Raw genomic sequence first — 22564 nt, forward strand, 5'->3', positions numbered from 1 at the left:
GGAGGAGCTTGGCGGGTCTCGCTCTCCAGATACTTGCCGGTGATGATCTCCGGCACAGGCTTAAGGTTATGCTTGACCGTGTAGTAGCGGTGGGTTTGTTGCAGACGGCCCCGCTCCCGCATGTCTTCTGCAGCGATCTTCTTGCGCAGCTTGACAATAGCATCCATGATCGCCTCCGGACGCGGCGGGCAGCCGGGAATGTACACGTCCACAGGGATCAGCTTGTCCACCCCTCGCACCGCCGTGTAGGAATCGGAGCTGAACATGCCGCCGCTAATGGTACAGGCCCCCATGGCGATCACGTACTTCGGCTCAGCCATTTGTTGGTAGAGCTTGACCAACGCTGGGGCCATTTTCATAGTGACCGTGCCCGCCGTGATGATCAAATCAGCCGTGCGCGGCGAAGAACGGGGCAACAGGCCAAAGCGGTCGAAATCGAAGCGGGAGCCCAGCATGGCTGCAAACTCGATGAAGCAGCAGGCAGTGCCGTAGAGGAGCGGCCAGAGGCTGGACATCTTCGCCCAGTTGTACAGGTCGTTAACCGTGGTGAGAACGACGTTGTTCGAGAGGTCTGTGGTAACTTGCGGGGCAGACGCCGGAAACAAGACTTCCGGCTCCTGAGAGGTCATGACCATTCCAGCGCTCCTTTTCTCCAAGCGTACACAAGGCCCACCACAAGGATGGCGATGAAAATCAGGGCCTCCACAAAGGCCAGCAGTCCCAAGCGATGAAAGGCCACCGCCCAGGGATAGAGGAACACGGTCTCCACGTCGAAGATCACGAAGACCAGGGCGAACATGTAGTAGCGGATGTTGAACTGGATCCAGGCCTGGCCAAACGGCTCCATCCCCGACTCATAGGTGCTGCGGCGCAGGGATCCCCGCCGCTTTGGGGCCAAGAGCGCAGAAGCTCCCAGAGCCAAGACCGGCAGCAGAGCGCAGACGATCAGAAAGACCAGCAAATACTCGTAGCCGGATAAGACAAACACGACGCCAGACCGCCTCAGGTGCTCAACATTTAGATACGTTTTCAGTATAGAGCCAGTCTGCCGCCTCCCGGCGCTGCCCGATCTTTAGTTCTGCTGATGGTCTCGATTGCGGGAGTGGCGTTTCTCCAGCCAACCCCACACCCCACTCAGCAGGGCTCCAGCCATCAGGATCCCCAGTGCCGGCTGGAACAAAGGCAACCACAGCCGCAGCCAAAGTTTGTAGCCCAGCGGGATCCCGATGAAAGCTCCCGTTACCGAGAAGACAAACCAGACAAACCCGGCAAACACCAGAAAGACCAGGGCAATGAGAAAATGATCCAGCCAGCGTTTCCAGTCTGAGACGGTCATAGGGAGCAAGCCAGAGCAGGTGAAGTCTCTCAGATCCTACTACTGGAAACCCTGCCCTCTTCCCTCCAACCCAGCATAAGCCCCTGCCCCTCACGAGGGTTGACTTGTCAACAGGTAGTGGTAGAAATTTAGTTGTACACAACCCGTAGCGTTAAGCCGATGTCCACCTCCTCTGATTCCTCCTTTGCCGACCGTTTGCGACAGGTGATCGGCGATGAGGCCATTTATGCGTTTGGGCGGCGGGCCGGCATTAGCGATACAGCCTTGCGCAGTTACCTCAAGGGATCCGTGCCCGGCATCGACAAGGCCGTGAAAATTGCCCAGGTGGGGGGGGTGAGTCTCAGTTGGCTGATTACGGGGGAGGGATCCCCGCGGCTGGAGGCTGGCGACGCCAAAACGGAGTATGTATACGTGCCTCTGGTGGATGTGGTCGCCTCGGCAGGGGCGGGGGCGCTGGTGCGGGAAGAGTCCATCGAGTCGGTGCTAGCTTTTGAGCGTAACTGGCTACGGGCCCATCTGAAGGGGAACCCGGATGGGCTCAGTTTGATTCGGGTGCAAGGGGACAGCATGTCTCCCACCTTGGAAGATGGCGACTGGATCTTTGTCGAACGGCAAAAAGAGCTGGGGGGTGAGGGCATCTACGTCTTTCAGAGGGATGGCGAGCTGTGGGTCAAACGGCTGCAACGCCTGTCAGGATCCCGAGTAAAAGTTATCAGCGACAACCCTCGCTTCCCGTCTTTTGTGGTCGATTGTGCGGATCCCGTCAACGGCCTGATCCTCATAGGACGCTATCGGGGCCGTCTCAGCTTCGACTAGGCTTTTGCCGAGGATGGCGGGAAGGGGTAGCCTGAGCAGCCCCTAATCCCCTTGGCAAGCTGCGGTCGCCGGATAGGATCGACTCTAGGCGTTGAGTTGAGCCCGGTTTTCGCTCCTCGCCTGCGCCCATCTAGCCAGAGGTTTGCCTGCGATGCCCCGCCCATCGGAACGTGCAACGGTCTTTCTCAATCTCTCGAGTGGGATCCTCCTGGTCGGCAGCGGCATCTGGGCGGGAATGGTGCTCCCGCAGCCGCTTCAGACCCAACCGCTGCCAGTTCCCCAGCCGCAGGCCAACACGCCGCCGGCTCCTGTCCACCCTGTCTCCACCCCAGGCCAGTCTCCCAGCGGTGAGCCCAGATGCAGATTCACCAAAGGGGAATCCAAATCACGGCGGCTCCACGGATCTGGAAAGGGAGATTCGAGAACTCCGCCAGCAGGCCATCCAGCTTTTGATCCGCATTGAAGAACTGGAGTCGCGGCTGCAACGGCTGTCTTCCCCAGCAGCGGCCCCTGAGCCGAGGCGAGAATCGGCCACCACTGCCGAGATCGCCCCGGAGGGAGCAAGCGTCCCTGCCCCCACCGCAACGCCGACCCCTACCTCTTTTCAGGTGGGAACCCGAACCATTAGCCTGCCGGGCGATCTGCTCTTCGACTTCGACAAGGCCGAGATTCGGCCTGAGGCGGCCTCCCTGTTAGCAGAAGTGGCCAAATCTTTGCGGGAAATGCCCGGCGCCCGCGTTCAAGTCAACGGCCACACCGACAACATCGGTTCCTTGAACTATAACCTCGACCTTTCCCTGCGCCGCGCCAACGCTGTGAAAGACTACTTAGCTAACCTGTTGCCGGAAGACCACCCCATCAGCTGGACAACCTCTGGCTTTGGCCCCACCCTGCCGGTGGCCGACAACGATACGGAGGAAGGGAGACAGCGAAACCGCCGCGTGGATCTCATCATCGCCCCCTAGTGGCCCCCCCCAAAGTTGGGGGTTGGCAGGCTTGAACAGCGCCTTAGTCTAGAATCAACTGGTCCGATCCCTGGTGGGGGCGAGGGCCCAGGCAACAGTCTGAGCTTTGGGGTTCGATTTTGAACGCGGCAGGGATCCCGTCGGGGGAAAAGCAGACCTTTGCGCTGAGAGTAGACACAACCCTGGATGCTCTCAGCCAAGTTTTGACGTGGTTTGAGTCTTTCCGCGACGCCGGCATTCCGGGCCCCATCTGGTTGGAATGCCAGTTGGCCTTGGCGGAGGGCTTTACCAACGCCGTTCGCCATGCCCACCGCACTTTGTCTCCCAGTACACCCATCGATATCGAGCTGGTTCTGATGCCCCAGGAGCTGGAGCTGCGCATCTGGGATCAAGGGCAGGAGTTCAACTTGGAGGAATTCTTCCAGAACCGAGCAGCCAGCAGGCCCCCCGACGCCGAGGTCGAATCCGAGGGGGGACGGGGTATTCGGCTGATGAAGGCTCTCTCCACCCACCTGAGCTATACTCGCCAGGCAGATGGCCGCAACTGCCTGCTGATCAGCAGGCGCTTCGACGATCCCGCCCCCCTCTCCCAGCGGCCGGCCTAGGCCAACAGGCCAGCGCTCAACTGGCGAATGGCCGAGCTGGCCACATCGCTGTAGCGCAGCTCACCGGCCAAGATCTGGCCCATGCGCCGAGTGGCTCCCGGTCGCTTGACGCCTACCCTGTAGCCGACGCCCGGAAAGCGGTAGAACAGCGCCGCGATCCGCTTGGCCCAACGCATCTCTGAGCCCCACTCCTGCTGCACGCGGGCGGAGTAGTTCGCCAGGGCTTCGGTATCTCCCGCCAGGGCTTGGTCGATGGCCTGCGCTGCCAGCATGCCAGTGAGGAGGGAGGGGCGGATCCCTTCGGCGGTAAACGGATCGACGACACAGGCAGCATCTCCCACCAGGAGGGCATTTTGGCTGTGCAGGGGTTGATCCCCCTCCCAAAGACAGATGGGATGGCCAAACTGCCTGACCGATTTCAAGTCCACACCAAAGCTTTGGGCATACTCGGCGGCGATTTCCCGCAAGTTTTGTTTTTCGCCACCCCGAAAGGTGCCTGCCCCGATGGAGTAGCCATCGGCTTTGGGGAAGTTCCAAATGTAGCCGTTGCTCACGGCGCCAAAGTCGAAATGGGCGGCTGCGGTTTTTGGCTCTGAGACGGGCACTTCTGCTTCCAGGGCGGCAGCCAGGCGGCGCTGCCGGTTTTGAAAGCCGAGCCACTTGGCCATCGAGCCTTTGGCCCCATCGGCCCCGATCACATACCGACCCCAGACCGGGCCGGTGGCTGTCATCACTTGCCAGCGGTCGCTCTGCCACTCAATGCCGGAGACAGGACATTCCGTCTGGAGTGCTGCCCCCTGCTTTTGCGCCTGCTGGATCAAGTAATGGTCGAAGACCTCCCGCCGCACCATCCATACCGGCTCTTTCAGATCCAGGTCGGCCACGACCGGATCCCCGCCCCGCCAGGTGTAGCGAATTTGCCGGATCTTCAGCGAAATGGCGGGACTGAAATCGAAGTCAAACCAGGCCGCCACCATGGGAGAAACGCCGCCGCCACAGGGTTTGTAGCGGGGCAAAGGATCCTTCTCCAAGACCAGCACTGAGCGCCCCCGCTTGGCCAGGTGATAGGCGGCCGAGCCGCCGGCAGGGCCAGCGCCGACGATGACACAGTCGTACACTTGGGACATGGCTCTCGATCCCCAACCCCTTCTCCCTGAATTTGGGCTGTCGGCTCCTAGCCTACCGCATCCTTTTTCCCTCAAGAAAACAAGGGGGAGGGGGCCGGCGGATCCCCCCAACGGCGTAGGCTCAAGTGGGCCAATTCTGCAATGGGATCCCCTTTCCATCAGCTTGTTCAGGCTGAGGGGTGGCCGGGATCCCTGCCGGGTTGTTACAGCGATACACCTTGGCCCCAACGCTGCGCAGCTTTTCATCGATAGCTTCGTAGCCGCGGTCGATGTAGTGGAGCCCGTGGATAGTAGAGCAGCCCTCAGCCGCCAGGCCAGCCAACACCAGAGCTGCCCCCGCCCGCAAGTCCGTGGCCACCACCGGCGCTCCCGACAGCGACGGCACCCCCCGGACAATGGCCACCCGGTTCTTGAGACGAATATCCGCCCCCATGCGGTTGAGCTCGGGAATGTGGTGCATGCGGTTTTCAAACACCGTCTCCTCGATGGTGCAACTGCCCTCGCTCAGGGCAGCCAAGGCCATGATCGGCGCCTGCACATCGGTGGGAAAACCTGGATAGGGCAAGGTTTGGATATCGGTTGCCTGGCAAAGCCAGCCCGAACTGAGTTGAGCCGGGGCAATGCGCAGCCGGTTGGGGCCTTCTTCCTCCACCCGCAGCCCCATGTCGCGCAGCTTGGCAATCACCGCTCGCAGGTGATCTGGGATAACAGGGCCAACCGTGAGTTCGGAGCGGGTGATGGCCCCGGCAATGAGGTAGGTGCTGGCCTCGATGCGGTCGGGAATGACCGTGTACTCGGTGCCGTGCAGGCGCGGCACCCCTACCACCACAACCGTATTGGTGCCCACGCCACGGATGCGGGCTCCCATCGCCTGACAAAAACGGGCCAAGTCGGCCACCTCCGGCTCTTGGGCAGCATTTTCAATCACCGTTTCCCCTTCGGCCAGCGTAGCGGCCATCATCAGCGTCTCGGTGGCGCCGACGCTGGGATAGTCAAGGTAGATGCGGGTTCCCACCAGCTTGCGGGCATAGGCATGAACCACGCCGTGCTCGATTTGAACCGTTGCCCCCAACGCTTGCAGGCCCCGCACATGCAGATCCACCGGACGCGAGCCGATGGCACAGCCGCCGGGCAGAGGAACTCTGGCCACTCCCAGCCGCGCCAGCAGCGGCCCGATGATGAAGAAGCTGGCCCGCAACTGGCTGACCAACTCGTAGGGCGCCTGGGAAGTTTTGAGGGAGCTGGCGTCCAGGTCAAGGGTATTGCCCACATGGGACACCTTAACCCCCAGGCTGGTCAGGATCTGCCCCATGCGTTCAATGTCCAGCAGGCGCGGCACGTTGTGAATTCGGCAAGCTGCAGGAGCCAAAAGGGATCCCGCCATGAGCGCCAAAGCTGAGTTTTTCGCGCCGCCGATGGGAATGTGGCCGCTCAAGGTCTGCTTGCCGACAATTTTCAGCACTGGCCCCATCATCTCCGGCGGGGCTGCCACTCTGGTCTGGGCCGGCGACAGGTTAGGCGCTAGGGATTCCGTCCTGCCGACGCGATTGTCAAAAAAATCTCTCAATCTTCCTCCTCACCCACCAAAAATAGAAAGGCTCTTTCCAGAGAATACTCCGGGGATCAAAGCAGCAACTAAACTTGCAGGCCAAAACTTAGGGTGACGAAGGAAGAGAAGCTCCAGTGGCTATGCCTCTATCCTACAGCGGCGGATGGGCAATTAGCTATGTCAGCTCTTTGTGGCGCGAAAACCCCTGGCTGATCGCTGTGGGGAAGCAGGCCCTGGGCGTAGAGAGTATGTCAACAAACGCAGGTTCCTGCCGCGGGCGGCTAGGGGGATAGCCTGGCAGCAAGGGGCAGTATGATGGATGGTCATGAGAAGCGCTTGCCAGTAAGACAGGAGACACTCGATGACCGCGACCCAAGTTTCTGCCGAAGAGTTGTTTCGGGCCGCCTACGAAAATCGCTACACCTGGGATCCCGACTTTCCGGGCTACAGCGCCGAGGTCACCTACTGGGATGGGGAGCGCACTTTTGTGGGCCAGGTGCGAGTGGGGGCAGACCTAAAAGCGACGGTTACGGGCGTGGAGGATGAGGAAGCCCGGAAAGCCATTCACAATCAACTTTGGGAGATTGCCGTTCACCGGGTGCGCCGCAGCTTCGCCGAGACCCACGGGAACAACACTTTTCGCTATGGCCAGATCCTACCCGATGGCACCGTGGAGATCCTGGTGGGCGGCAAAGCCGAAGGGGATCGCTACCACGTGCGCGACAACCAAGTTACCATGGTGCATCGGCATATTCACGGTATGGTGGTTACTATTCACACCTTCAGCAGCCACGACACGGGCGAAGGCTACCTCTCCCACCGCTACGACTCCGTCTATCACGACGCCAAGACTGGCGAGCAGAAGGGTGGGCGCAGCCAATTTGAAGATCTCTACACCAAAGTGGGCAAGTACTATATCCTCTCGGAGCGGCGCATTCAAACAGAGACGGAAACCGGCCCTGTGGAAAAGCGCTTTACCTTCCGCAACCTGGCGTTGCTGGATGCGGGGGCCTGATTGGCCAAAGGCCAACGGAAAGCCCGATAATCTCATTTGTGGCAGCAACGCCCCCCTTAGATAGAAGAAGTGGGGGATCCTGAGCTATGCTTTGAGTATTCTCCCGCCCACACTTTGGCATGGACAAACCTGCGGAAAAGCCCAACCCGGATTCCAAAGCTCCTAAGGAGGCTCCCGAACTGATTCTCCGCCCGGCTCAACTGGGTGATCTGGAGGCGGTGGAGGAGATTTTGGCTCAAGCTTTTGATGAAGAGTACAGCGGCCGCTCGGTGGACATTCGTCGCCAGGTGCGGCGGCTGCGCCAGTGGTATGGCCCCCTGAAAACTTTGAGCCTGTTTCCCAACCGTTTTCAGCACATGTTTACGGTGCATGTGGCGGAGCTGGAGGGCAAAATCCAGGGGGTCATTCAAGTTTCTCCCTTTAATCATTCCCGCAGCACCTGGCGGGTGGATCACATTGCTGTGGTGCCCTCCGCCCGGCGGCAGGGAATCGGCTCTAAGTTGCTCAGACACTGCATGGAGCACTTTCGCGAGGCCCGCACCTGGATCTTGGAGGTGAACATCCACAACAAGGGGGCGATGGCCCTCTACCGCCACAACGGCTTCCAACCGCTGGCCCAGATTACCTACTGGTCGATCCGGCCCGAGATTCTGGCCGCCCTCAGCCAGCACGAGCCCATGCTGCCCAACCTGGTGCCGGTGACCAACCGGGATGCCTACGCCATTTACCAACTGGATACGGGATCCATGCCGGCCACCGTGCGCCAGGTATACGACCGCGACGTGAGCGATTTTCGCACCAGCCCGCTGGATTGGCTCCTAGATCAGGCCAAATGCGTCATCAGCCAAACGGAACGGGTGGAGATGTGTGTCTATGAGCCGGAGCGGAAAACCGCTATCGGCTATTTCAACCTGAAGTTGGACCGTACCGGGCAGCAGCCGCATGTGGCCAAGCTTACGGTTCACCCCGCCTACACCTGGCTCTATCCTGAGCTCATGGCCAAGATGGCCCGGCTCACCCAAGCCTATCCGCCGCAGGCTTTGGCTTTGGCCTCCACCGATTACCAGCCGGAACGGGAGGAATTTTTGCTCAAGCTGGGAGCCCGGGACGTGGAGCGGACGCTGTTGATGTCGCGCTCGGTGTGGCACAAGGTGCGAGAAGCTCGCTCCCCATGGTACAGCGAGTATCTCGCTCTGGTGCTCCAGAAATTGCCGGTGAAACAGCCGGTGCCGGAACGCTTCGAGGGGCTGGCAGAGGGCTGTCTGGAGCATCCCTTTCATTCCCTTCACCCAACTGGTCTGGATTCCCATTCCGTTCGGCCAGAATCCTCACTAGGACAGGCCAGGGATCCGCAATCGGAAGCTCCTCCCCCTCCCGGCTAAAGTCTCGGCTGGCACCTGCGCACCCCTATGAACGAGTTGAAGGATAACCCGGCTGGGGATCCCTCTTGGCGGACGTTGCTGCAGGCGGCCTTGCACCGCAACCGCAGCGACGCGGGTGTGCGCTATTTGCAGTTGGCTACGGTGGATCCTTGGGGGCACCCGCGCAACCGCACGGTGGTCTTCCGGGGATTTTTGGGGGATACCGACCGCATTCAGTTGGCGGTGGACAGCCGCAGCGAGAAGATCTGCCAGATCGCCCACTGCCCACTGGCCCAGATCTGCTGGTACTTCTGTAAAACTCGCGAGCAATTTCGCATTGCCGGCACTCTCGAGGCCATCACCGCCGACCACCCGGATCCTCGGGCGCAGCAGCACCGACAACAGTTGTGGCAACAAATCTCGGAAAAAGGACGGCTGCTCTGGTTCTGGCCGGAACCTAAAGGCCCTCTTGCCCCACCCGAGGCTTTTGTTGAAGAGCTGCCCCCCGAAAAGGCATCTTTGCCACCGCCGACATTTGTCCTACTGCTGTTGGATCCAACGGAGGTGGATCACCTCCAGCTCAAGGGAGATGCGATCTATCCCCAGCGACGAACTCTGTATGAGCGCAGCCCGCAAGGGTGGAAATGCCGAGCGGTCAACCCCTAGAAGGATCCCAGCCGACTGCAGGTGGGAGGGGGGAGCGGTTTTCGCCTTCCGAGAGAAGGTTGAATGAATATTGAAGAACAGACAAGGATAGAGGTGTTAGCGTGGCTGAACAACCGTCCTATTCTGAGCGCGACGCCGCCTGCGGGCTGGATCTGCTCACCAATGGCGAGGTCACGGTCGCTCAGCTTCTTTCTCAATCCGGCATGTAGCACTCCTGGTTGCGGTAATCTGATGTCTGTTTCCATCCGCTCATTTCCTGCCTGTATCACCCAAGCTGTTGCCGCTCTTGTTGCCGGCGGGCCGCCGAAAGGGACCTTGCGGGGCAAGCTGCGCCAGAGATCCCTGGGGTTGGCTGCCGCTTTGGTTTGGGGTCTGGCTCTCGTTCGGGGGTTGGCAGCCCAGCCGATGTTAAAATCCCCACAAGGCTCCTTCGAGGGGAATGCAGCTCCTGTCCTGCCCTCAGAGTCTGCCTTCCCCACCTCCACCCGCACAGGAGCCTTTCGAGTCGGCAATCGCACCCCTCACCCGATTCGGCTGGTGATCTTGATGCGCAGCGGTGGACGGCTGCTCAACCCGGAAACGGCCCACTGGGACTTTGCGCCCGGAGAAGGGGGCAGCGAGGGGCTGGTGCTGAGTTTGGGCGAGGAGCCATTGCAGATCGGCCCCGGCGATATTGTGGTGGCTTTTACCCTGGATGGAACCGCTCGCTACTGGGGGCCGAACGTGGTGGGAGAGTCGCTGGCGCCCTTTTGGAATGAAGAGAGCGGCTTTTGGTCGATGATCCTGCAGCCTTAGAGGGCTCTGCGGGCGGCCTAGAAGCCCTTTTCAACCATTTTTGAAATTGCAGCCATTTGGGTTGGGGACAGGATGCTGTACCCATGGACAAATCTCTGCCCAGGGCAAGCCACAACCCTTAAGTCAGTTTAGACCTCCTCCCAACCCCGAAAGCAGCCCCAAGTCCGGCTTCGGCGCTTGGCCCCTGCCGTGGTACCCCTGGATCCTCTGCCTCTCAAGCGCCGGCCCAGTGCCACCAGGCCCAGCCCAGCCCCACCAATAGCGCCGTTAGCCCATAGAAGCACCCCACCACCTGCACCTCCGACCAGCCCCCCAGCTCCAGATGGTGGTGCAAGGGCGACATGCGCAGCAGCCGTTTGCCTTGTCCGGTTTTGCGTTTGGTGTATTGGAAGTAGCCCACCTGCAGGATCACCGACAGGGCCTCTGCCACCAGCACCGCGCCCATCCAGGCCAGGGCCCAGAGCTGATCCCCCAACAGCGCCAGACCCGCCAGAGCGCCCCCCAACCCCAGGGATCCGGTATCGCCCATAAACAGGCGGGCCCGGTGGTGGTTGTGCACCAGAAAGCCCAGACAGGCGCCGCTCAAGGCAAAGGCCACGAGCGCCAAAACGGGATCCGCTGCCGTCAGCCCCAGCCCTGCCAGGACAAGGGCCACCATCCCTGCCGCCAGGCCGTCCATGCCGTCGGCGAGGTTGACGGCGTTGTTGGTGCCCACCAGCACAAACAAGGCCAAGGGCCAGAACAGCCAGCCCAGGGGGAGGGCGCCTATTCCCGGCAGGGTGAGAACGGTGGGGATCCCTTGCCAGGCCAGGTAGCCACAGAAAACCAGGCCGATCCCAACTTGGAGTAAAAGCTTCGATTTGGCAGACAACCCCTTGTTGGAGCGCTGCCGGATGACCAGCCAATCGTCCAGCCAGCCAACCACGGTGTAAGCCAGGGTCAGTAGGGCCACCGCCAGCCATTGGGGATCCCAGCCGCTCCCGATGCCGGCCACCAGCAGCCCTACGGGCAAAAAGCTAAGGCCACCCATGGTCGGCGTGCCCGCTTTTTTGTGGTGGGACTGGGGCCCCTCCTCGCGGATGACCTGGCCTGCCTTCCAGCGCCGCAAGACCGGGAGAAGCAGGGATCCCAGCAGGGCCGAGCCCAGCACGCTCAATCCAAAGGGGACGGCCACCTGGGGCCGGATCCCGATGACCAGCGCTGAGAGGGCCAGGCCGAGAACTAAGGAGAGGGCCATCCCTCCCCAGTCCGCCTCTTCCAGCCGGGGAAGGGTATCCGCATCCACCCGTTCTGAACCCCTCACATTCTCAACCTCCAGCACAACCGCCCAGAACGCTCCGGCAGGAGAGCCCAAGAAAACTCTACCCTGCCGGCGGCTAGAGGTGAAAGTTGGGGGAAGGGGGATCCACTAGTAGGGCCACTTCCAGTTGCGCACCTCGGGCAGATCCTCGCCGTACTTGCAGATGTACTGCTTGTGCTCCACCAGCTTGTCCCGAATCAACTGCTGGACGTGATCCCGCCGGTATTTGAAGCGCTCCACCCGCTCCAACACGTCGTTGGCCAGGTTGAAGCGATCCACCTGGTTGAGGACGCACATGTCGAAGGGAGTGGTGGTGGTGCCTTCCTCCTTGTAGCCGCGCACGTGTAGGTTGTGGTGGTTGGGGCGGCGGTAGGTGAGGCGGTGAATGAGCCAAGGATAGCCATGGAAGGCAAACACGATGGGCTTATCGGGGGTGAAGATGCTGACAAACTCCTTGTCGCTGATGCCGTGGGGGTGTTCGCTGGGCGGCTGCAACTTCATCAGGTTCACCACGTTCACCACCCGGATCTTGATGTCCGGCAGGTGCTGCCGCAAGAAGTCCGCCGCCGCCAGGGTTTCCATCGTCGGCACATCGCCGCAGCAGGCCATGACCACATCCGGCTCCGAGCCCTGGTCGTTGCTGGCCCACTCCCAGATCCCCAAGCCCTGGGTGCAGTGCTTGATGGCGGCATCCATGTCCAGGTACTGCAGGGCCGGCTGTTTCCCCGCCACGATGACATTGACGTAGTGGCGGCTGCGCAGGCAGTGATCCGCCACCGAGAGCAGGGTGTTGGCATCCGGGGGCAGGTAGACGCGGATAACATCGGCTTTCTTGTTGACCACGTGATCCAGAAAGCCGGGATCCTGGTGGCTGAAGCCGTTGTGATCCTGCCGCCACACGTGGGAGGTGAGCAGGTAGTTGAGAGAGGGGATGGGCCGCCGCCAGGGGATGTGGCGGGTGGTCTTCAGCCACTTGGCGTGCTGGTTGAACATGGAGTCCACCAGGTGGATGAAGGCTTCGTAGCAGGAGAAAAAGCCGTGGCGGCCTGTCAACAGGTAGCCCTCCAGCCAGCCCTGGCAGACGTGCTCGCTCAGGATCTCCATCACCCGCCCATCGGGGGAGAGGTGCTCGTCGTAGTCGTAGATAGGCGCCACCCAGGTGCGGTCACTGGCCTCAAACACGGCGTCCAGGCGATTGGATGCAGTTTCATCGGGGCCAAAGAGGCGGAAGTTGTGGGGGTTGAGCTTCATCACATCTCGCAAGAATTGCCCCAGCACCTTGGTGGCTTCGGCTTCGAGGGTGCCGGGGTGCGGCACGTCCACGGCGTAGCGGCGGAAATCCGGCATTTTCAGCTCCCGCGTCAGCAGGCCGCCGTTGGCATAGGGGGTGGCGCCCATGCGCTTTTCCCCTTTGGGGGCCAGCTCCTGCAGCTCGGGCCGCAGGCGGCCGTTTTCGTCGAAGAGCTCTTCCGGTCTGTAGCTGCGCATCCACTCTTCCAGGATCTTGAGGTGCTCTGGTTTCTTGGCCAGATCCGCCAGCGGCACCTGGTGGGAGCGCCAGAAATCCTCCACCTTTTTGCCGTCCACCTCTTTGGGGCCCGTCCAGCCTTTGGGGGTGCGCAGGATGAGCATCGGCCACTGGGGACGGCTGGGATCCCCCTTGGTACGAGCATGCTGCTGGATTTCTTGGATCTCGTGGATTACCGTGTCCAAAGTGGCGGCCATCAACTGGTGCATCTGGGCCGGATCGGAGCCTTCTACGAAGTAAGGCTTGTAGCCATAGCCCACAAACAGGCTCTGCAGCTCTTCACGGCTGAGGCGACCCAGGATGGTGGGGTTGGCGATCTTGTAGCCGTTGAGGTGGAGAATCGGCAGCACTGCCCCGTCGTGGATGGGGTTGAGGAACTTGTTGGAGTGCCAGGAAGCAGCCAGAGGGCCGGTTTCCGCCTCTCCATCCCCGACTACACAGGCCACCAACAGATCGGGGTTGTCGAAGGCCGCCCCAAAGGCGTGGGCCAGGGCATAGCCTAGCTCTCCCCCCTCATGGATGGAGCCGGGGGTTTCTGGGGCCACGTGGCTGGGCACGCCGCCGGGGAAGGAGAACTGTTTGAAGAGCTTGCGCATCCCGTCGGCATCTTGGCCGATGTTGGGGTACACCTCGCTGTAGGTGCCCTCCAGGTACGTGTTGGCCACCAGAGCGGGGCCGCCATGGCCGGGGCCGGTGATGTAGAGGACGTTGAGGTTTTCCCGCTTGATGATGCGGTTGAGATGCACGTAGATAAAATTCAGCCCCGGTGTGGTGCCCCAGTGCCCCAGCAGGCGCGGCTTCACATGCTCTAGCTTTAGAGGTTCCCGCAGCAGCGGGTTGTCCATCAGGTAAATCTGCCCCACCGACAGGTAGTTGGCGGCCCGCCAGTAGGCGTCCATTTTGCGCAGTTCGTCGTCGGTGAGCGGTTTGGTTGAGAGCTGTTCTGCCAAAACCATAGCCGTACCCCCTAGGTATCTCTACTCTCATGCTGCTCCAGGTTGGGGCGGGGGCTTGGGGATCTTGGGATTCCTTTGGATTTGGCAGCGGTGGTCAGCCTACCACCACCAGGGCTTGAGGGGGGTGCCGTCGGGGAAGATGAGGCCGGCAATCTGGGATCCGCTGTGTTTGAGGCCCTCGATCTGGGCGCCTTCCAGGTTGGCCTGAGTCAGGTTGGCGCGGCTGAGGTCAGCCCGGCGCAGGTTGGCCCCCTGCAACTGGGCCTGGCGCAGCTCGGCGCCGCTGAGATCGGCCCCCTCGAGGTCGGCATTTTGCAAGTTGGCCCCCCGCAGATCCGCCCGCTGCAGGTTGGCCCCCCGCAGGTCTGCTCCCTCCAGGTTGGATCCGCGCAGATCCACGCGCTTGAGGTTGGCCCCCCGCAGCCGGATCTGGCGCAGCCCCAGCCCTCTCAAGTCGGCCTTGCTCAGGTCTTGGCCGGAGAAATCTTGCCCTTGTCCCCCCCAGTTTTGCAACTGCCAGATGTGGCGCAGCCGCTCCTCCAGGCGGGTCTCTTCCGAAAGCCGGGATCCCCGCAGGCTGGTGCCGCTGACTTTCGCCCCCCTCAGATCGGCTCCCCGCAGATCCGCCCCCTGGAGGACGGCGCCACTGAGCTTGGCCCCTTGCAAGTTAGCTTGGCGCAGATCTGCCTGGTGCAGGTGGGCGCCGTTGAAGTTGCAAAGACCCAGGTTGGCCTTTCTCAAATTAGCTTCGTAGAAGTTGGCACCCCCCAGCCGCGCCTCTTGCAGATCCACTCCCTCCAAGTCGGCGTAGGCAAAGTTCCGCTCCCCGCGCCGATAGGCCACGATGACCCCCTGGGCACCCCCCACCGGGCGAAAGGGGCTGTAGGTTCGACAGGCTTCCTCTGCCTCCGGCTGCTCGAGCTGGGAGAGCAGCCGCCAGGCCTCTAGGCGCACTGCCCAGGAGGTGTTGCCAGCAAGTGCTTCGATCAGTTCGGCCAGGCCTGCCGGCCCGTACTGCAGCAGCTGGGGCAAGGTGGCCAGACGCACCGCCTCGTCGCCCTGGGTGAGCCGTCGCCGCGCCCCCTCAAGCCCCCCCAAAACTAAGGCGTGGGCCGGGGCACCGCCGGCTGCGGCTCGTCCTCCCAACACCAGATCCCAAGGGCGGGGCCGGGATCCCTCACCTGTGCCCACCAAGGGTCGGGAGTTGCTGAGCATGAGCGGATGCCAATGGGCCCGGCTACACCCAGCGCCCCACCACTACGCGGATGGTGCCATCCTCTAGATGCTCCTCCGCCTCGATGGCGAAGCCCTGTTGCCGGGCAGAGCGCAGCAAGCTCTTGTGGGCGTAGCGCTGCAAAATCGGCTCCAGAAAGGTCTGGGGATCGATGCCCGCCCCCCACAGATCCACCACAAGCTCATAGTGATCCCCGTTGCGGCGAAAGCCGATGTCGAAGCCGTTCTTTTGCCGGATCACCAGATCGGCGCGGGTGCGGTTCCAGAGGTAGCCGCGCAGGCTGGCGTTCCGCTCCACGGTGTAGCCCAATTCCTTCAGGGTCTCTTCCAGCAGGTCGGCATCCTTGATTTGCACTTGCAAGGTGGTGAAGTGGGACATGGCGGTTCCGATCCTTGGACGGATGGAGACGGGATCCTCACTATAGAAGCGCCTCTGCAGTTGTGGAAGAAATGTGAAGGAGGATTACGTTTCCCGCGGCTCCCGTAACTTCTCTACCCTCACGGCAGCAGGATGGCGTTCTCGTTCTCCGGCTGCAGAGGCTTCCGCTTCTCCTGGGAAGCCGGGATCCCATCTCCCTTGGCCAGGGGCAAGGGGCGGGCCCGGGATCCCTGCCAGGGATCCAACACATCCCGAATCAGCACCTCCTGGATCCACACCTGCAGGATGGCCGCCAGCGGCACAGCCAAAAACAAGCCCAGCACGCCGAAGAAAAAGGCCGAGGTAACTTGGGCCACCAAAGTTAGGGCGGGCAAAAGCGACACCTGCCGCGACATGACGATGGGGGTGAAGACGCTGCTTTCGAGCTGCTGGATAAGGATGTAGAGCCCCAGCACCGCCAGCGATTTCCAGGGGGCGTCGGTGAGGGCTACCAGCATGGGGGCAACCACGCTCAGGGTGGGGCCGATGTTGGGGATGAAATTAAACAGTCCCGCCAGCACCGCGTTGGCCAGGCTCAGGGGCACACCTAAAATCCAGAGGCCAATGCCGCTTAGCAGCATCACCAAGCTGCTGGTGAACAGGATCCCCACCAGCCACCCTCGCAGCGCCAGCTCGCAGCGCTTGAGGATGTAGCGGACGCGGGGGCGGTAGAAGGCCGGGAAAACCGAGACAAAGGCGCGGCTATAAGCCTGGGGATCCACCAACAACAGGATGGTGAGGATGATCACAAACAACAGATTGAGCAGGGTGGCGAAAAAGGCGGTGAAGGACTCGGAGAAAAAGTCGCGCACCTGGCGCACCAACTCGGTGGCCTGGGGCACCAAGCTATTGGCCAATTCCCGCAGCGTCGGCAGCTCAATATCCGTCGGCAACGAGAGGATGAGGCTCTCGAACAGCCGCTGCGCCTGCACGATCCCGGCGGGCACCCCATCGGTAAACAGCCGCCGCAACTGATCCGCCAAGGGAGGCACCACGATCAGCCCCACCAGAATCGCCCCCACCAGAACCGTCAAACCGGTGATGAGGAGCGAGGGGCCGCGGCGAAAGCCGTAGCGCTGCGGGATCTGGGCTAAGGTATCCAAAGCTACTGCCAAGACGATGGCCGCAAACACCAACAGCAGGATCTGCCGGATCTGCCAGAGCAGAACCAGCAAACCCAGCAATGCTGCCAGCCCCAGCCACTGGGCGAAGGTCACCGCAGCTCGCCTCCTCTCTCGCCCTGTCGTCGCCTATTCTAGATGGGATCCCGAGCATTTCCATGGGGGAGCCCGTATGCGCGATCTGGATCCGCAAGCAATGGCTCTGGCCTTTGATGGCCTCGACTGCGGGACAGAATCCTTTCTTGCCGAGGAAGTCCCCCTGCTCTCGGTGGGGGGAGTGTCCGGCTACTTGAAATCGCTGCTGGCCGGGGATCCCTACCTGGCCAGGCTGTGGGTGGTGGGAGAAGTCTCCAGTTGCCAGCGCAGCCGCAACGGCCACCTGTTCCTGACCCTGGTGGATCCGGAAAGCGGCGACCTCCTCAAGGGGGTTGTGTGGCAAAGTCAGACTGCCCGGCTCAGCTTCTGGCCAGAAGTGGGGCAACGGGTGCTGGCCCTGGGTCAACTTGGCATCTACAGCGGCGGCAGCTACTACCGCCTGGTTATCTGGCAACTGCTGCCGGCGGGCGAGGGGCTGTTGGCGTGGCGGTTTCAGCAGCTTAAGGCCCGCCTTGCCGCCGAAGGCCTGTTCGACAACCAGCGGCCCCTGCCCACCCACCCTCAGTGTATTGCCGTCGTCAGCTCTCCCGACGCCGCTGGCTGGGGCGATATCCGCTGCACCCTCAACCAGCGCTACCCCGGGCTGCGGGTGCTGTTTGCGCCAGCCCAGGTGCAGGGGGAGGCGGCCCCGGAGTCGATTGTGCGGGCCATTCGCCGGGTGGAGCGGGACGGGCGGGCGGAAGTGCTGATCGTGGCCCGGGGGGGCGGATCCGGCGAGGACTTGGCCTGCTTTAACGACGAGCGGGTGGTGCGGGCCATTGCCGAGTGCTCCATTCCGGTGGTGACCGGGATCGGCCACCAGCGGGATGAGACCTTAGCTGACTACGCTGCTGACTATGCGGCGCACACCCCCACAGCGGCCGCCGAGCGAGTTGTGCCCGATCTGCGGGAACTGCAGCGCCAGGCATTCCAGTTGCGCCAGCAGCTTGTCGAGCGCACCCTGCATGCTCTGGAAAAAGCTGAACAGCGTTGGCACCACGCCCAGCGCCGCCTAGCCCAGGTGCATCCGGAGCGGCTGCTGCAGCAGGCCCAGGAGCGCCTAGCCCAACAGCAGCAGCGCCTGGTCCAGGCCGTGCGCCACCGTCTCCAGCAGCAGCAACAGCGCCACCAAGCTCTCCAGCAGCACCTGCAAGCCCTCGATCCTGCCGCCGTTCTCAGGCGGGGCTATGCCCTGGTGCGCGACGAGCGGGGATCCCTGGTCTGCAGCCACCGCCTGCCGCCCCAGACCCGGCTGAGGATACAACTGGCCTCGGGCAGCCTCTGGGCCCGAGTGGAGGAGAGCCATGAGCCGCCGCAAACGTGAGGATCCCTGGCGCTACGAAGCAGCCATCGCCGAAGTGGAAAGTCTGATTGCCCAGATCGAATCGGGAGAGCTGGATCTGGCGGAGGTGGTGGAGCGCTTCCAACAGGCCGCCCAGACCCTGAAGCGCTGCGGCGAGTTTTTGGAGGAAAAGCGGCAGCAGGTGGAGATCCTCATCGAGGAATTGAACCAAGACGACGAAGACTGGCAAGCATTCTAGGGATCCCGCTCTGCCGTCGCCTCTTTGCTGCGCCGAGGCTTGACGGACAATGCTCGACCCGTAACAATCGTCAAGTTGTCAAGATGTCTTCTGGGGCCCCCATGTCTGCCAAGATCCTGGATGGCAAAGCCTTGGCTGGCCGGCTGCAAGCCGAGATGGCCGCTCAGGTGCAAGCTTGGCTGCCGCGGGTGGGGCGTCCGCCGGGATTGGCGGTGCTGCGGGTGGGGGAGGATCCCGCCAGTGCTGCCTATGTGCGCGGCAAAGAGCGGGCCTGTGAGCGAGTGGGCATTGCCTCCTTTGGCCGCCATTTTTCCGCCCAAGACTCCCCCGCCCATCTGCTCGACGCCATCGCCCAACTCAACCAGGACGAGCGCGTCGACGGCATCCTCGTGCAACTGCCTCTGCCCCCCGGCTGGGATCCCATCCCGCCCCTTCTGGCCATCGACCCCGCCAAAGACGTGGACGGTCTCCACCCCCTCAACCTGGGCCGGCTAGTGCGCGGCGAGCCCGGCCTGCGCAGTTGTACGCCTCTAGGTGTGATGCGCCTGTTGCAAGCGGAAGGGATCCCCATTGCCGGACGAAAAGCGGTGGTGGTCGGCCGCAGCCTCCTGGTGGGCAAGCCCCTGAGCCTGATGTTGTTGGCCGCCGACGCAACGGTTACCGTGGCCCACTCCCGTACACCCAACCTGGCCGAAGTAACCCGCAGTGCCGACATTGTGGTCATGGCTGTAGGGCGTCCTCGCTTGCTCACGGCAGACATGGTGAAGCCGGGCGCCGTGGTTGTCGATGTAGGCATTAACCGTATCCAAGACCCTGACGGATCTGAGCAGTTGGTGGGAGATGTGGACTACGAAGCGGTCAAAGAGCGGGCCGCTGCCATCACGCCTGTACCAGGCGGCGTGGGGCCGATGACGGTGACGATGCTGCTGGCCAACACCCTGGAAAGCTACAAGCTTCGCAGCCACCTGTAGCCTGGAAGCTGTCCTCAAAATCCATGAACAACTGCCAATGGCCGGCCACCAGGAGGGAGCCTTGGAGACATCAGTGAGGCTTTTTGTATAGCTTGTTACTCCGAGTGGCAGTGAGATCGGGTCATCTTCGGGCTTGCTCAAGAGTCTTCGCTGGGGGAACGCAAGAAGATTGCTAAGCAATAGTTATTCGCCGTCAAATTTTTGTCCAAGTCCTTTACGTTGACAGTCGCAGATCGGGGATCGCTGTAACGTATGGATATGAACTTAGGTTAACTAGCAGCCCGTCTCCCCAGAACTGAAGCTCCGAGGGCGGGCAAGGAGTAGGGTCTCATGCTGCCGAGTGGCTCCAAAAACGCCTCTATGCCGGCGGCCGAATCAGGGCAAGGGGATCCGGCTCCCTTTTTAGCTGATGCTAGCTCTCCGCCTCCGCGAGCTACAACCACCGCTCCCTACGTGGTGCTGCACGGTCATTTCTACCAGCCGCCGCGGGAGGATCCCTGGCTAAACCGCATTGAGCGCCAGCCCAGCGCTGCCCCCTTCCACGACTGGAACGAGCGCATTCTGGCGGAGTGTTATCGTCCCAACGCCTTTGCCCGCATCCTGGACGAGCAGGGGCGGGTGGTGCGCATTGTCAATAACTACGAATTCTTGAGTTTTAACTTTGGCCCCACTCTCCTCTCCTGGTTGGAGGAGCACGATGTTGAAGTGTACCAACGCATCTTGACTGCCGACCGCCTCAGCGCCGAGCGGCTGGAGGGGCATGGCAATGCCATCGCCCAGGTCTACAACCACGTCATCCTGCCCTTGGCCAACGAGCGGGACAAGTACACCCAGATCCGCTGGGGGATTGCCGATTTCCAGCATCGCTTTGGCCGCTTTCCCGAGGGCATGTGGCTGGCGGAAACCGCCATCGATGCGGCAACGGTTAAAGCCTTAGTCGACTGCGGGATCCGCTTTGTCATCTTGGCACCCAGCCAGGCGCAGCGCATTCGTCCTTTGGGTCAAACGGAATGGATCGATGTCAGCCAGGGTCAGATCGATCCCAGCCGGCCCTACCGCTGCTTTACCCCGGATCGCAGCGGCTACCTGGACATTTTCTTTTTTGATGGCCCTATCTCCCGGGATCTTGGCTTTGGCGATATCGTCTACAGCACCCAGTCGCTGGCGGAGCGGATCCGGCTGGCCATCCGCCCTGACAGAAAAGGGGAACCCTATCTGATCAACTGTGCTACCGATGGCGAGACCTTTGGCCACCACAAGCGCAGCGTGGAGCGCACGCTGGCCTACGCCTTTTGCGAAGAGTTTCCCCGGCGGGGGTGGCAGGTGGGCAACTACGGCCACTTCCTCAGCCACCATCCCCCCACCTGGGAGGTGCAACTGAAGCCGGTCACCGCCTGGAGCTGCGCCCACGGGGTAGGACGGTGGTCGCGCGACTGCGGCTGTGGGGCGGTTCCAGGCTGGCACCAGCGCTGGCGGCAACCGCTGCGGGAGGCCCTCAACTGGCTGCGGGATCAGTTGGCCGAGATCTACGAGACGGAGGCCAAGGCCTACCTGCGGGATCCCTGGCTGGCCCGGGATCGCTACATCGAGGTGATCTTGGATCGGGAGCGCTGCGAGGCGTTTTTGCAGGAGCACCAGAGCCACCGCCTCACTGCCGAAGACCGAGTGCAGGTGCTGCGCCTACTGGAGATGCAGCGCTACGGCCAGTTGATGTTTACCAGTTGCGGCTGGTTCTTCGAGGAGCTCTCGCGTCCTGAGGGAGTGCAGATCCTGCGCTACGCGGCGCGGGCCATCGAGCTGGCGGCAGCAGTGGCGGATGTGGATCTGGAAGAAGAGTTTCTGGGCCGCTTGAGCAAGGCTCCCAGTAACCTCGACCTATACAGAGATGGCAAGGGGGTTTACTGGGCTTTGGTGCGCCCCGCTTTGATCAGCCCACAGCGGCTGGTGGCCCAGCACGCCCTGCTTTCCCTGTGCAACGGCATGCCCCGAGCCCCCGGATATATGCTGGAGCCGGTGGATCAGGAGCGCCTGGCTATAGGGGGATCCACACTGCTCGTCGGGCGGGTGAAGCTCGCCTTTCCCAACACCGGCGAAGAGCACGACCTCATCTACGCTCTCCTCCATCTGGGCGGCTGGGACTTTCAGTGTGGGGTTAAGCCGTTTACAGGGCGGCGCAGCTACGAGCAGTTGAAAGCCACCCTGCTATCTGGATCCCGCAGCCGCATCCAGCTAGTCCTAACCCTGCAAGAGCTGTTTGGCCCGGAAACCTTTGACCTCAACGCCCTGATTGAGGAAGACCGGCAGCAGATGCTGCGCTGGCTTACCCAAGACACGTTAGATCGCCTGGCCCAGCTCTATCGCCAAACCTACCTGGAAAATTACGGGGTTTTGATGGCTTTTCGGGCCGATGGCCTGCCGATCCCGGAAGAGCTGTTGGCTGCCGCGCAGATCACTCTCAACCAGCGCCTGTTGAGCAGCTTGCGGGCGATGGAAGTGGAAGGGGGCAAGCAGGATCACCTGCTGGAGTTGCGGGCAATCGCCCGCGAGGCGGAGCAGTTGGGGTGTCAGTTGCGGCGGGAGGAGGCGGCCCGGGTTTTGGATCGGCTCTTGCAGCGGGGGATGTGGCACCTTGCCCACGATTTTGAGCCGGAGAGCTTTGGCGAACAGCTCCACAACCTGGAGGAGTGGCTAAAACTAGCTGACGATCTGCGCCTGCCCATCAACCTGGATCGCCTCCAGGAGCTCTACCTGCTGGGTCTGGAACGGCAGAGAGAACTTCAACTGCATCTGGCTGAAGGGAGCGCGAGCGGCCCAACCCACCTTCGAGAAGAAGGCCAGGAGATCCCTGGCGAAACCTTGCGCCGCCTCTTCCAGCTTGGGCAGCGGCTCCGCGTTAACGTCAACGCCTGGCTGCGTCACCTACAACCCCACCAGTGATCTGAGTGCCGCAGGCTGCGCTTTTGCCCCTCTGCTGCCCAAGGGGAAGAGGGCCTTAGGCTCGAAGGATGGCCGTTGCCCCACATTTTCCTGAATCTATCGGGATGACAGGATTCGAACCTGCGACCCCTTCGTCCCGAACGAAGTGCGCTACCAAGCTGCGCTACATCCCGAGGAGCAATCCAAATC

21 protein-coding genes and 1 tRNA gene are annotated in these 22564 nt (G+C 62.0%); 11 read left to right on the plus strand and 11 right to left on the minus strand.

Annotation, left to right across the window (positions count from 1 at the left end; all coding sequences use genetic code 11):
- The 3 genes from NW846_RS09195 to NW846_RS09205 all read right to left on the minus strand — a co-directional run.
- Positions 1–635 (minus strand): NADH dehydrogenase subunit K (locus NW846_RS09195; RefSeq protein ID WP_414515804.1); only part of this gene is annotated, 635 nt, incomplete at its 3' end.
- Positions 626–988 (minus strand): photosynthetic/respiratory NAD(P)H-quinone oxidoreductase subunit C, encoded by a 363-nt coding sequence (gene ndhC / locus NW846_RS09200; RefSeq protein WP_011430811.1) that lies wholly within the window; start codon positions 986–988, stop codon positions 626–628. The genes ndhC and NW846_RS09195, both read right to left, overlap by 10 nt.
- An 84-nt stretch (positions 989–1072) precedes the next feature.
- The gene (locus tag NW846_RS09205; protein ID WP_041438440.1) at positions 1073–1336 is read right to left on the minus strand and encodes a hypothetical protein; all 264 of its coding nucleotides are present in this window, start codon (positions 1334–1336) and stop codon (positions 1073–1075) included.
- A gap of 159 nt (positions 1337–1495) precedes the next feature.
- On the opposite strand from NW846_RS09205, the gene NW846_RS09210 reads away from it, so the two are divergent.
- The 3 genes from NW846_RS09210 (at position 1496) to NW846_RS09220 (ending at position 3722) form a co-directional block, all read left to right on the plus strand.
- Entirely contained in the window at positions 1496–2152 is a 657-nt protein-coding gene (locus tag NW846_RS09210; protein WP_011430809.1) for an XRE family transcriptional regulator, read from the plus strand.
- Between the two features lie 197 nt (positions 2153–2349).
- Entirely contained in the window at positions 2350–3117 is a 768-nt protein-coding gene (locus tag NW846_RS09215; protein ID WP_414515807.1) for an OmpA family protein, read from the plus strand.
- Positions 3118–3236: 119 nt separating this feature from the next.
- On the plus strand, positions 3237–3722 hold the full coding sequence (locus NW846_RS09220; protein WP_011430807.1) for an ATP-binding protein: 486 nt from the start codon (positions 3237–3239) through the stop codon (positions 3720–3722).
- On the opposite strand, the gene NW846_RS09225 is transcribed toward NW846_RS09220, so the two are convergent.
- Together NW846_RS09225 and murA are read right to left on the minus strand one after the other, a co-directional pair.
- Positions 3719–4849: a geranylgeranyl reductase family protein gene (locus NW846_RS09225; protein ID WP_011430806.1), complete on the minus strand. Its 1131-nt coding sequence runs from the start codon at positions 4847–4849 to the stop codon at positions 3719–3721. The genes NW846_RS09220 and NW846_RS09225 overlap by 4 nt on opposite strands.
- Before the next feature lie 121 nt (positions 4850–4970).
- A complete protein-coding gene (murA, locus tag NW846_RS09230; RefSeq protein WP_240527895.1) occupies positions 4971–6323 on the minus strand; it encodes a UDP-N-acetylglucosamine 1-carboxyvinyltransferase in 1353 nt (450 codons plus the stop codon).
- 436 nt (positions 6324–6759) lie between these two features.
- On the opposite strand from murA, the gene NW846_RS09235 reads away from it, so the two are divergent.
- The 4 genes from NW846_RS09235 to NW846_RS09250 all read left to right on the plus strand — a co-directional run bounded on the left by NW846_RS09235 (position 6760) and on the right by NW846_RS09250 (position 10235).
- Positions 6760–7413 carry a DUF3386 domain-containing protein gene (locus NW846_RS09235; RefSeq protein ID WP_011430804.1) on the plus strand — a complete coding sequence of 218 codons (654 nt, stop codon included), beginning with the start codon at positions 6760–6762 and terminating at the stop codon, positions 7411–7413.
- Positions 7414–7532: 119 nt separating this feature from the next.
- A complete protein-coding gene (locus NW846_RS09240; protein WP_414346917.1) occupies positions 7533–8795 on the plus strand; it encodes an N-acetyltransferase family protein in 1263 nt (420 codons plus the stop codon).
- A 27-nt stretch (positions 8796–8822) separates the two neighbouring features.
- A complete protein-coding gene (locus NW846_RS09245) occupies positions 8823–9440 on the plus strand; it encodes an Npun_F5749 family FMN-dependent PPOX-type flavoprotein (protein ID WP_011430802.1) in 618 nt (205 codons plus the stop codon).
- A gap of 231 nt (positions 9441–9671) precedes the next feature.
- Positions 9672–10235 carry a hypothetical protein gene (locus NW846_RS09250; protein ID WP_099813029.1) on the plus strand — a complete coding sequence of 188 codons (564 nt, stop codon included), beginning with the start codon at positions 9672–9674 and terminating at the stop codon, positions 10233–10235.
- Between the two features lie 214 nt (positions 10236–10449).
- Here NW846_RS09250 and mraY read toward each other — a convergent pair whose 3' ends face one another.
- The 5 genes from mraY to NW846_RS09275 form a co-directional block, all read right to left on the minus strand.
- Positions 10450–11472, minus strand: a complete 1023-nt coding sequence (gene mraY, locus NW846_RS09255; protein ID WP_414346920.1) for a phospho-N-acetylmuramoyl-pentapeptide-transferase — start codon at positions 11470–11472, stop codon at positions 10450–10452.
- A 171-nt stretch (positions 11473–11643) separates the two neighbouring features.
- Complete coding sequence (locus tag NW846_RS09260) at positions 11644–14019, minus strand: phosphoketolase (protein WP_414346916.1); 2376 nt, start codon at positions 14017–14019, stop codon at positions 11644–11646.
- Between the two features lie 99 nt (positions 14020–14118).
- Positions 14119–15234: a pentapeptide repeat-containing protein gene (locus NW846_RS09265; protein WP_414389826.1), complete on the minus strand. Its 1116-nt coding sequence runs from the start codon at positions 15232–15234 to the stop codon at positions 14119–14121.
- A 22-nt stretch (positions 15235–15256) separates the two neighbouring features.
- Positions 15257–15631: a DUF1257 domain-containing protein gene (locus tag NW846_RS09270; RefSeq protein ID WP_011430797.1), complete on the minus strand. Its 375-nt coding sequence runs from the start codon at positions 15629–15631 to the stop codon at positions 15257–15259.
- A gap of 119 nt (positions 15632–15750) precedes the next feature.
- Positions 15751–16887, minus strand: a complete 1137-nt coding sequence (locus NW846_RS09275; protein WP_099887391.1) for an AI-2E family transporter — start codon at positions 16885–16887, stop codon at positions 15751–15753.
- 76 nt (positions 16888–16963) lie between these two features.
- Here NW846_RS09275 and xseA point away from each other — a divergent pair, with 76 nt between their 5' ends.
- The 4 genes from xseA to NW846_RS09295 all read left to right on the plus strand — a co-directional run bounded on the left by xseA (position 16964) and on the right by NW846_RS09295 (position 22375).
- The gene (gene xseA, locus NW846_RS09280; protein WP_414347044.1) at positions 16964–18250 is read left to right on the plus strand and encodes an exodeoxyribonuclease VII large subunit; all 1287 of its coding nucleotides are present in this window, start codon (positions 16964–16966) and stop codon (positions 18248–18250) included.
- Positions 18231–18467, plus strand: a complete 237-nt coding sequence (gene xseB / locus NW846_RS09285) for an exodeoxyribonuclease VII small subunit (RefSeq protein WP_414347045.1) — start codon at positions 18231–18233, stop codon at positions 18465–18467. Before xseA ends, xseB begins: the two co-directional genes overlap by 20 nt.
- 101 nt (positions 18468–18568) lie before the next feature.
- On the plus strand, positions 18569–19438 hold the full coding sequence (folD, locus tag NW846_RS09290; RefSeq protein ID WP_011430792.1) for a bifunctional methylenetetrahydrofolate dehydrogenase/methenyltetrahydrofolate cyclohydrolase FolD: 870 nt from the start codon (positions 18569–18571) through the stop codon (positions 19436–19438).
- A gap of 330 nt (positions 19439–19768) precedes the next feature.
- Positions 19769–22375, plus strand: a complete 2607-nt coding sequence (locus tag NW846_RS09295; protein WP_099813033.1) for a DUF3536 domain-containing protein — start codon at positions 19769–19771, stop codon at positions 22373–22375.
- Between the two features lie 99 nt (positions 22376–22474).
- On the opposite strand, the gene NW846_RS09300 is transcribed toward NW846_RS09295, so the two are convergent.
- Positions 22475–22548 (minus strand) — tRNA-Pro (locus NW846_RS09300).
- Positions 22549–22564: the final 16 nt, after the last annotated feature.

This window comes from Synechococcus sp. W60.3 (genome assembly GCF_047502615.1).
Taxonomy (GTDB): Bacteria; Cyanobacteriota; Cyanobacteriia; order Thermostichales; family Thermostichaceae; genus Thermostichus.

Bases quoted from the DNA above. Each gene is read 5' to 3' on its own strand.
- NW846_RS09295 (WP_099813033.1), top strand. From the start codon at position 19,769: ATGCTGCCGAGTGGCTCCAAAAACGCCTCTATGCCGGCGGCCGAATCA.
- NW846_RS09260 (WP_414346916.1), bottom strand. From the start codon at position 14,019: ATGGTTTTGGCAGAACAGCTCTCAACCAAACCGCTCACCGACGACGAA.
- NW846_RS09240 (WP_414346917.1), top strand. From the start codon at position 7,533: ATGGACAAACCTGCGGAAAAGCCCAACCCGGATTCCAAAGCTCCTAAG.
- NW846_RS09245 (WP_011430802.1), top strand. From the start codon at position 8,823: ATGAACGAGTTGAAGGATAACCCGGCTGGGGATCCCTCTTGGCGGACG.
- NW846_RS09265 (WP_414389826.1), bottom strand. From the start codon at position 15,234: ATGCTCAGCAACTCCCGACCCTTGGTGGGCACAGGTGAGGGATCCCGG.
- NW846_RS09205 (WP_041438440.1), bottom strand. From the start codon at position 1,336: ATGACCGTCTCAGACTGGAAACGCTGGCTGGATCATTTTCTCATTGCC.
- NW846_RS09210 (WP_011430809.1), top strand. From the start codon at position 1,496: ATGTCCACCTCCTCTGATTCCTCCTTTGCCGACCGTTTGCGACAGGTG.
- NW846_RS09235 (WP_011430804.1), top strand. From the start codon at position 6,760: ATGACCGCGACCCAAGTTTCTGCCGAAGAGTTGTTTCGGGCCGCCTAC.
- NW846_RS09270 (WP_011430797.1), bottom strand. From the start codon at position 15,631: ATGTCCCACTTCACCACCTTGCAAGTGCAAATCAAGGATGCCGACCTG.
- folD (WP_011430792.1), top strand. From the start codon at position 18,569: ATGTCTGCCAAGATCCTGGATGGCAAAGCCTTGGCTGGCCGGCTGCAA.
- murA (WP_240527895.1), bottom strand. From the start codon at position 6,323: ATGATGGGGCCAGTGCTGAAAATTGTCGGCAAGCAGACCTTGAGCGGC.
- xseA (WP_414347044.1), top strand. From the start codon at position 16,964: ATGCGCGATCTGGATCCGCAAGCAATGGCTCTGGCCTTTGATGGCCTC.
- mraY (WP_414346920.1), bottom strand. From the start codon at position 11,472: ATGGCCCTCTCCTTAGTTCTCGGCCTGGCCCTCTCAGCGCTGGTCATC.
- NW846_RS09225 (WP_011430806.1), bottom strand. From the start codon at position 4,849: ATGTCCCAAGTGTACGACTGTGTCATCGTCGGCGCTGGCCCTGCCGGC.
- NW846_RS09250 (WP_099813029.1), top strand. From the start codon at position 9,672: ATGTCTGTTTCCATCCGCTCATTTCCTGCCTGTATCACCCAAGCTGTT.
- xseB (WP_414347045.1), top strand. From the start codon at position 18,231: ATGAGCCGCCGCAAACGTGAGGATCCCTGGCGCTACGAAGCAGCCATC.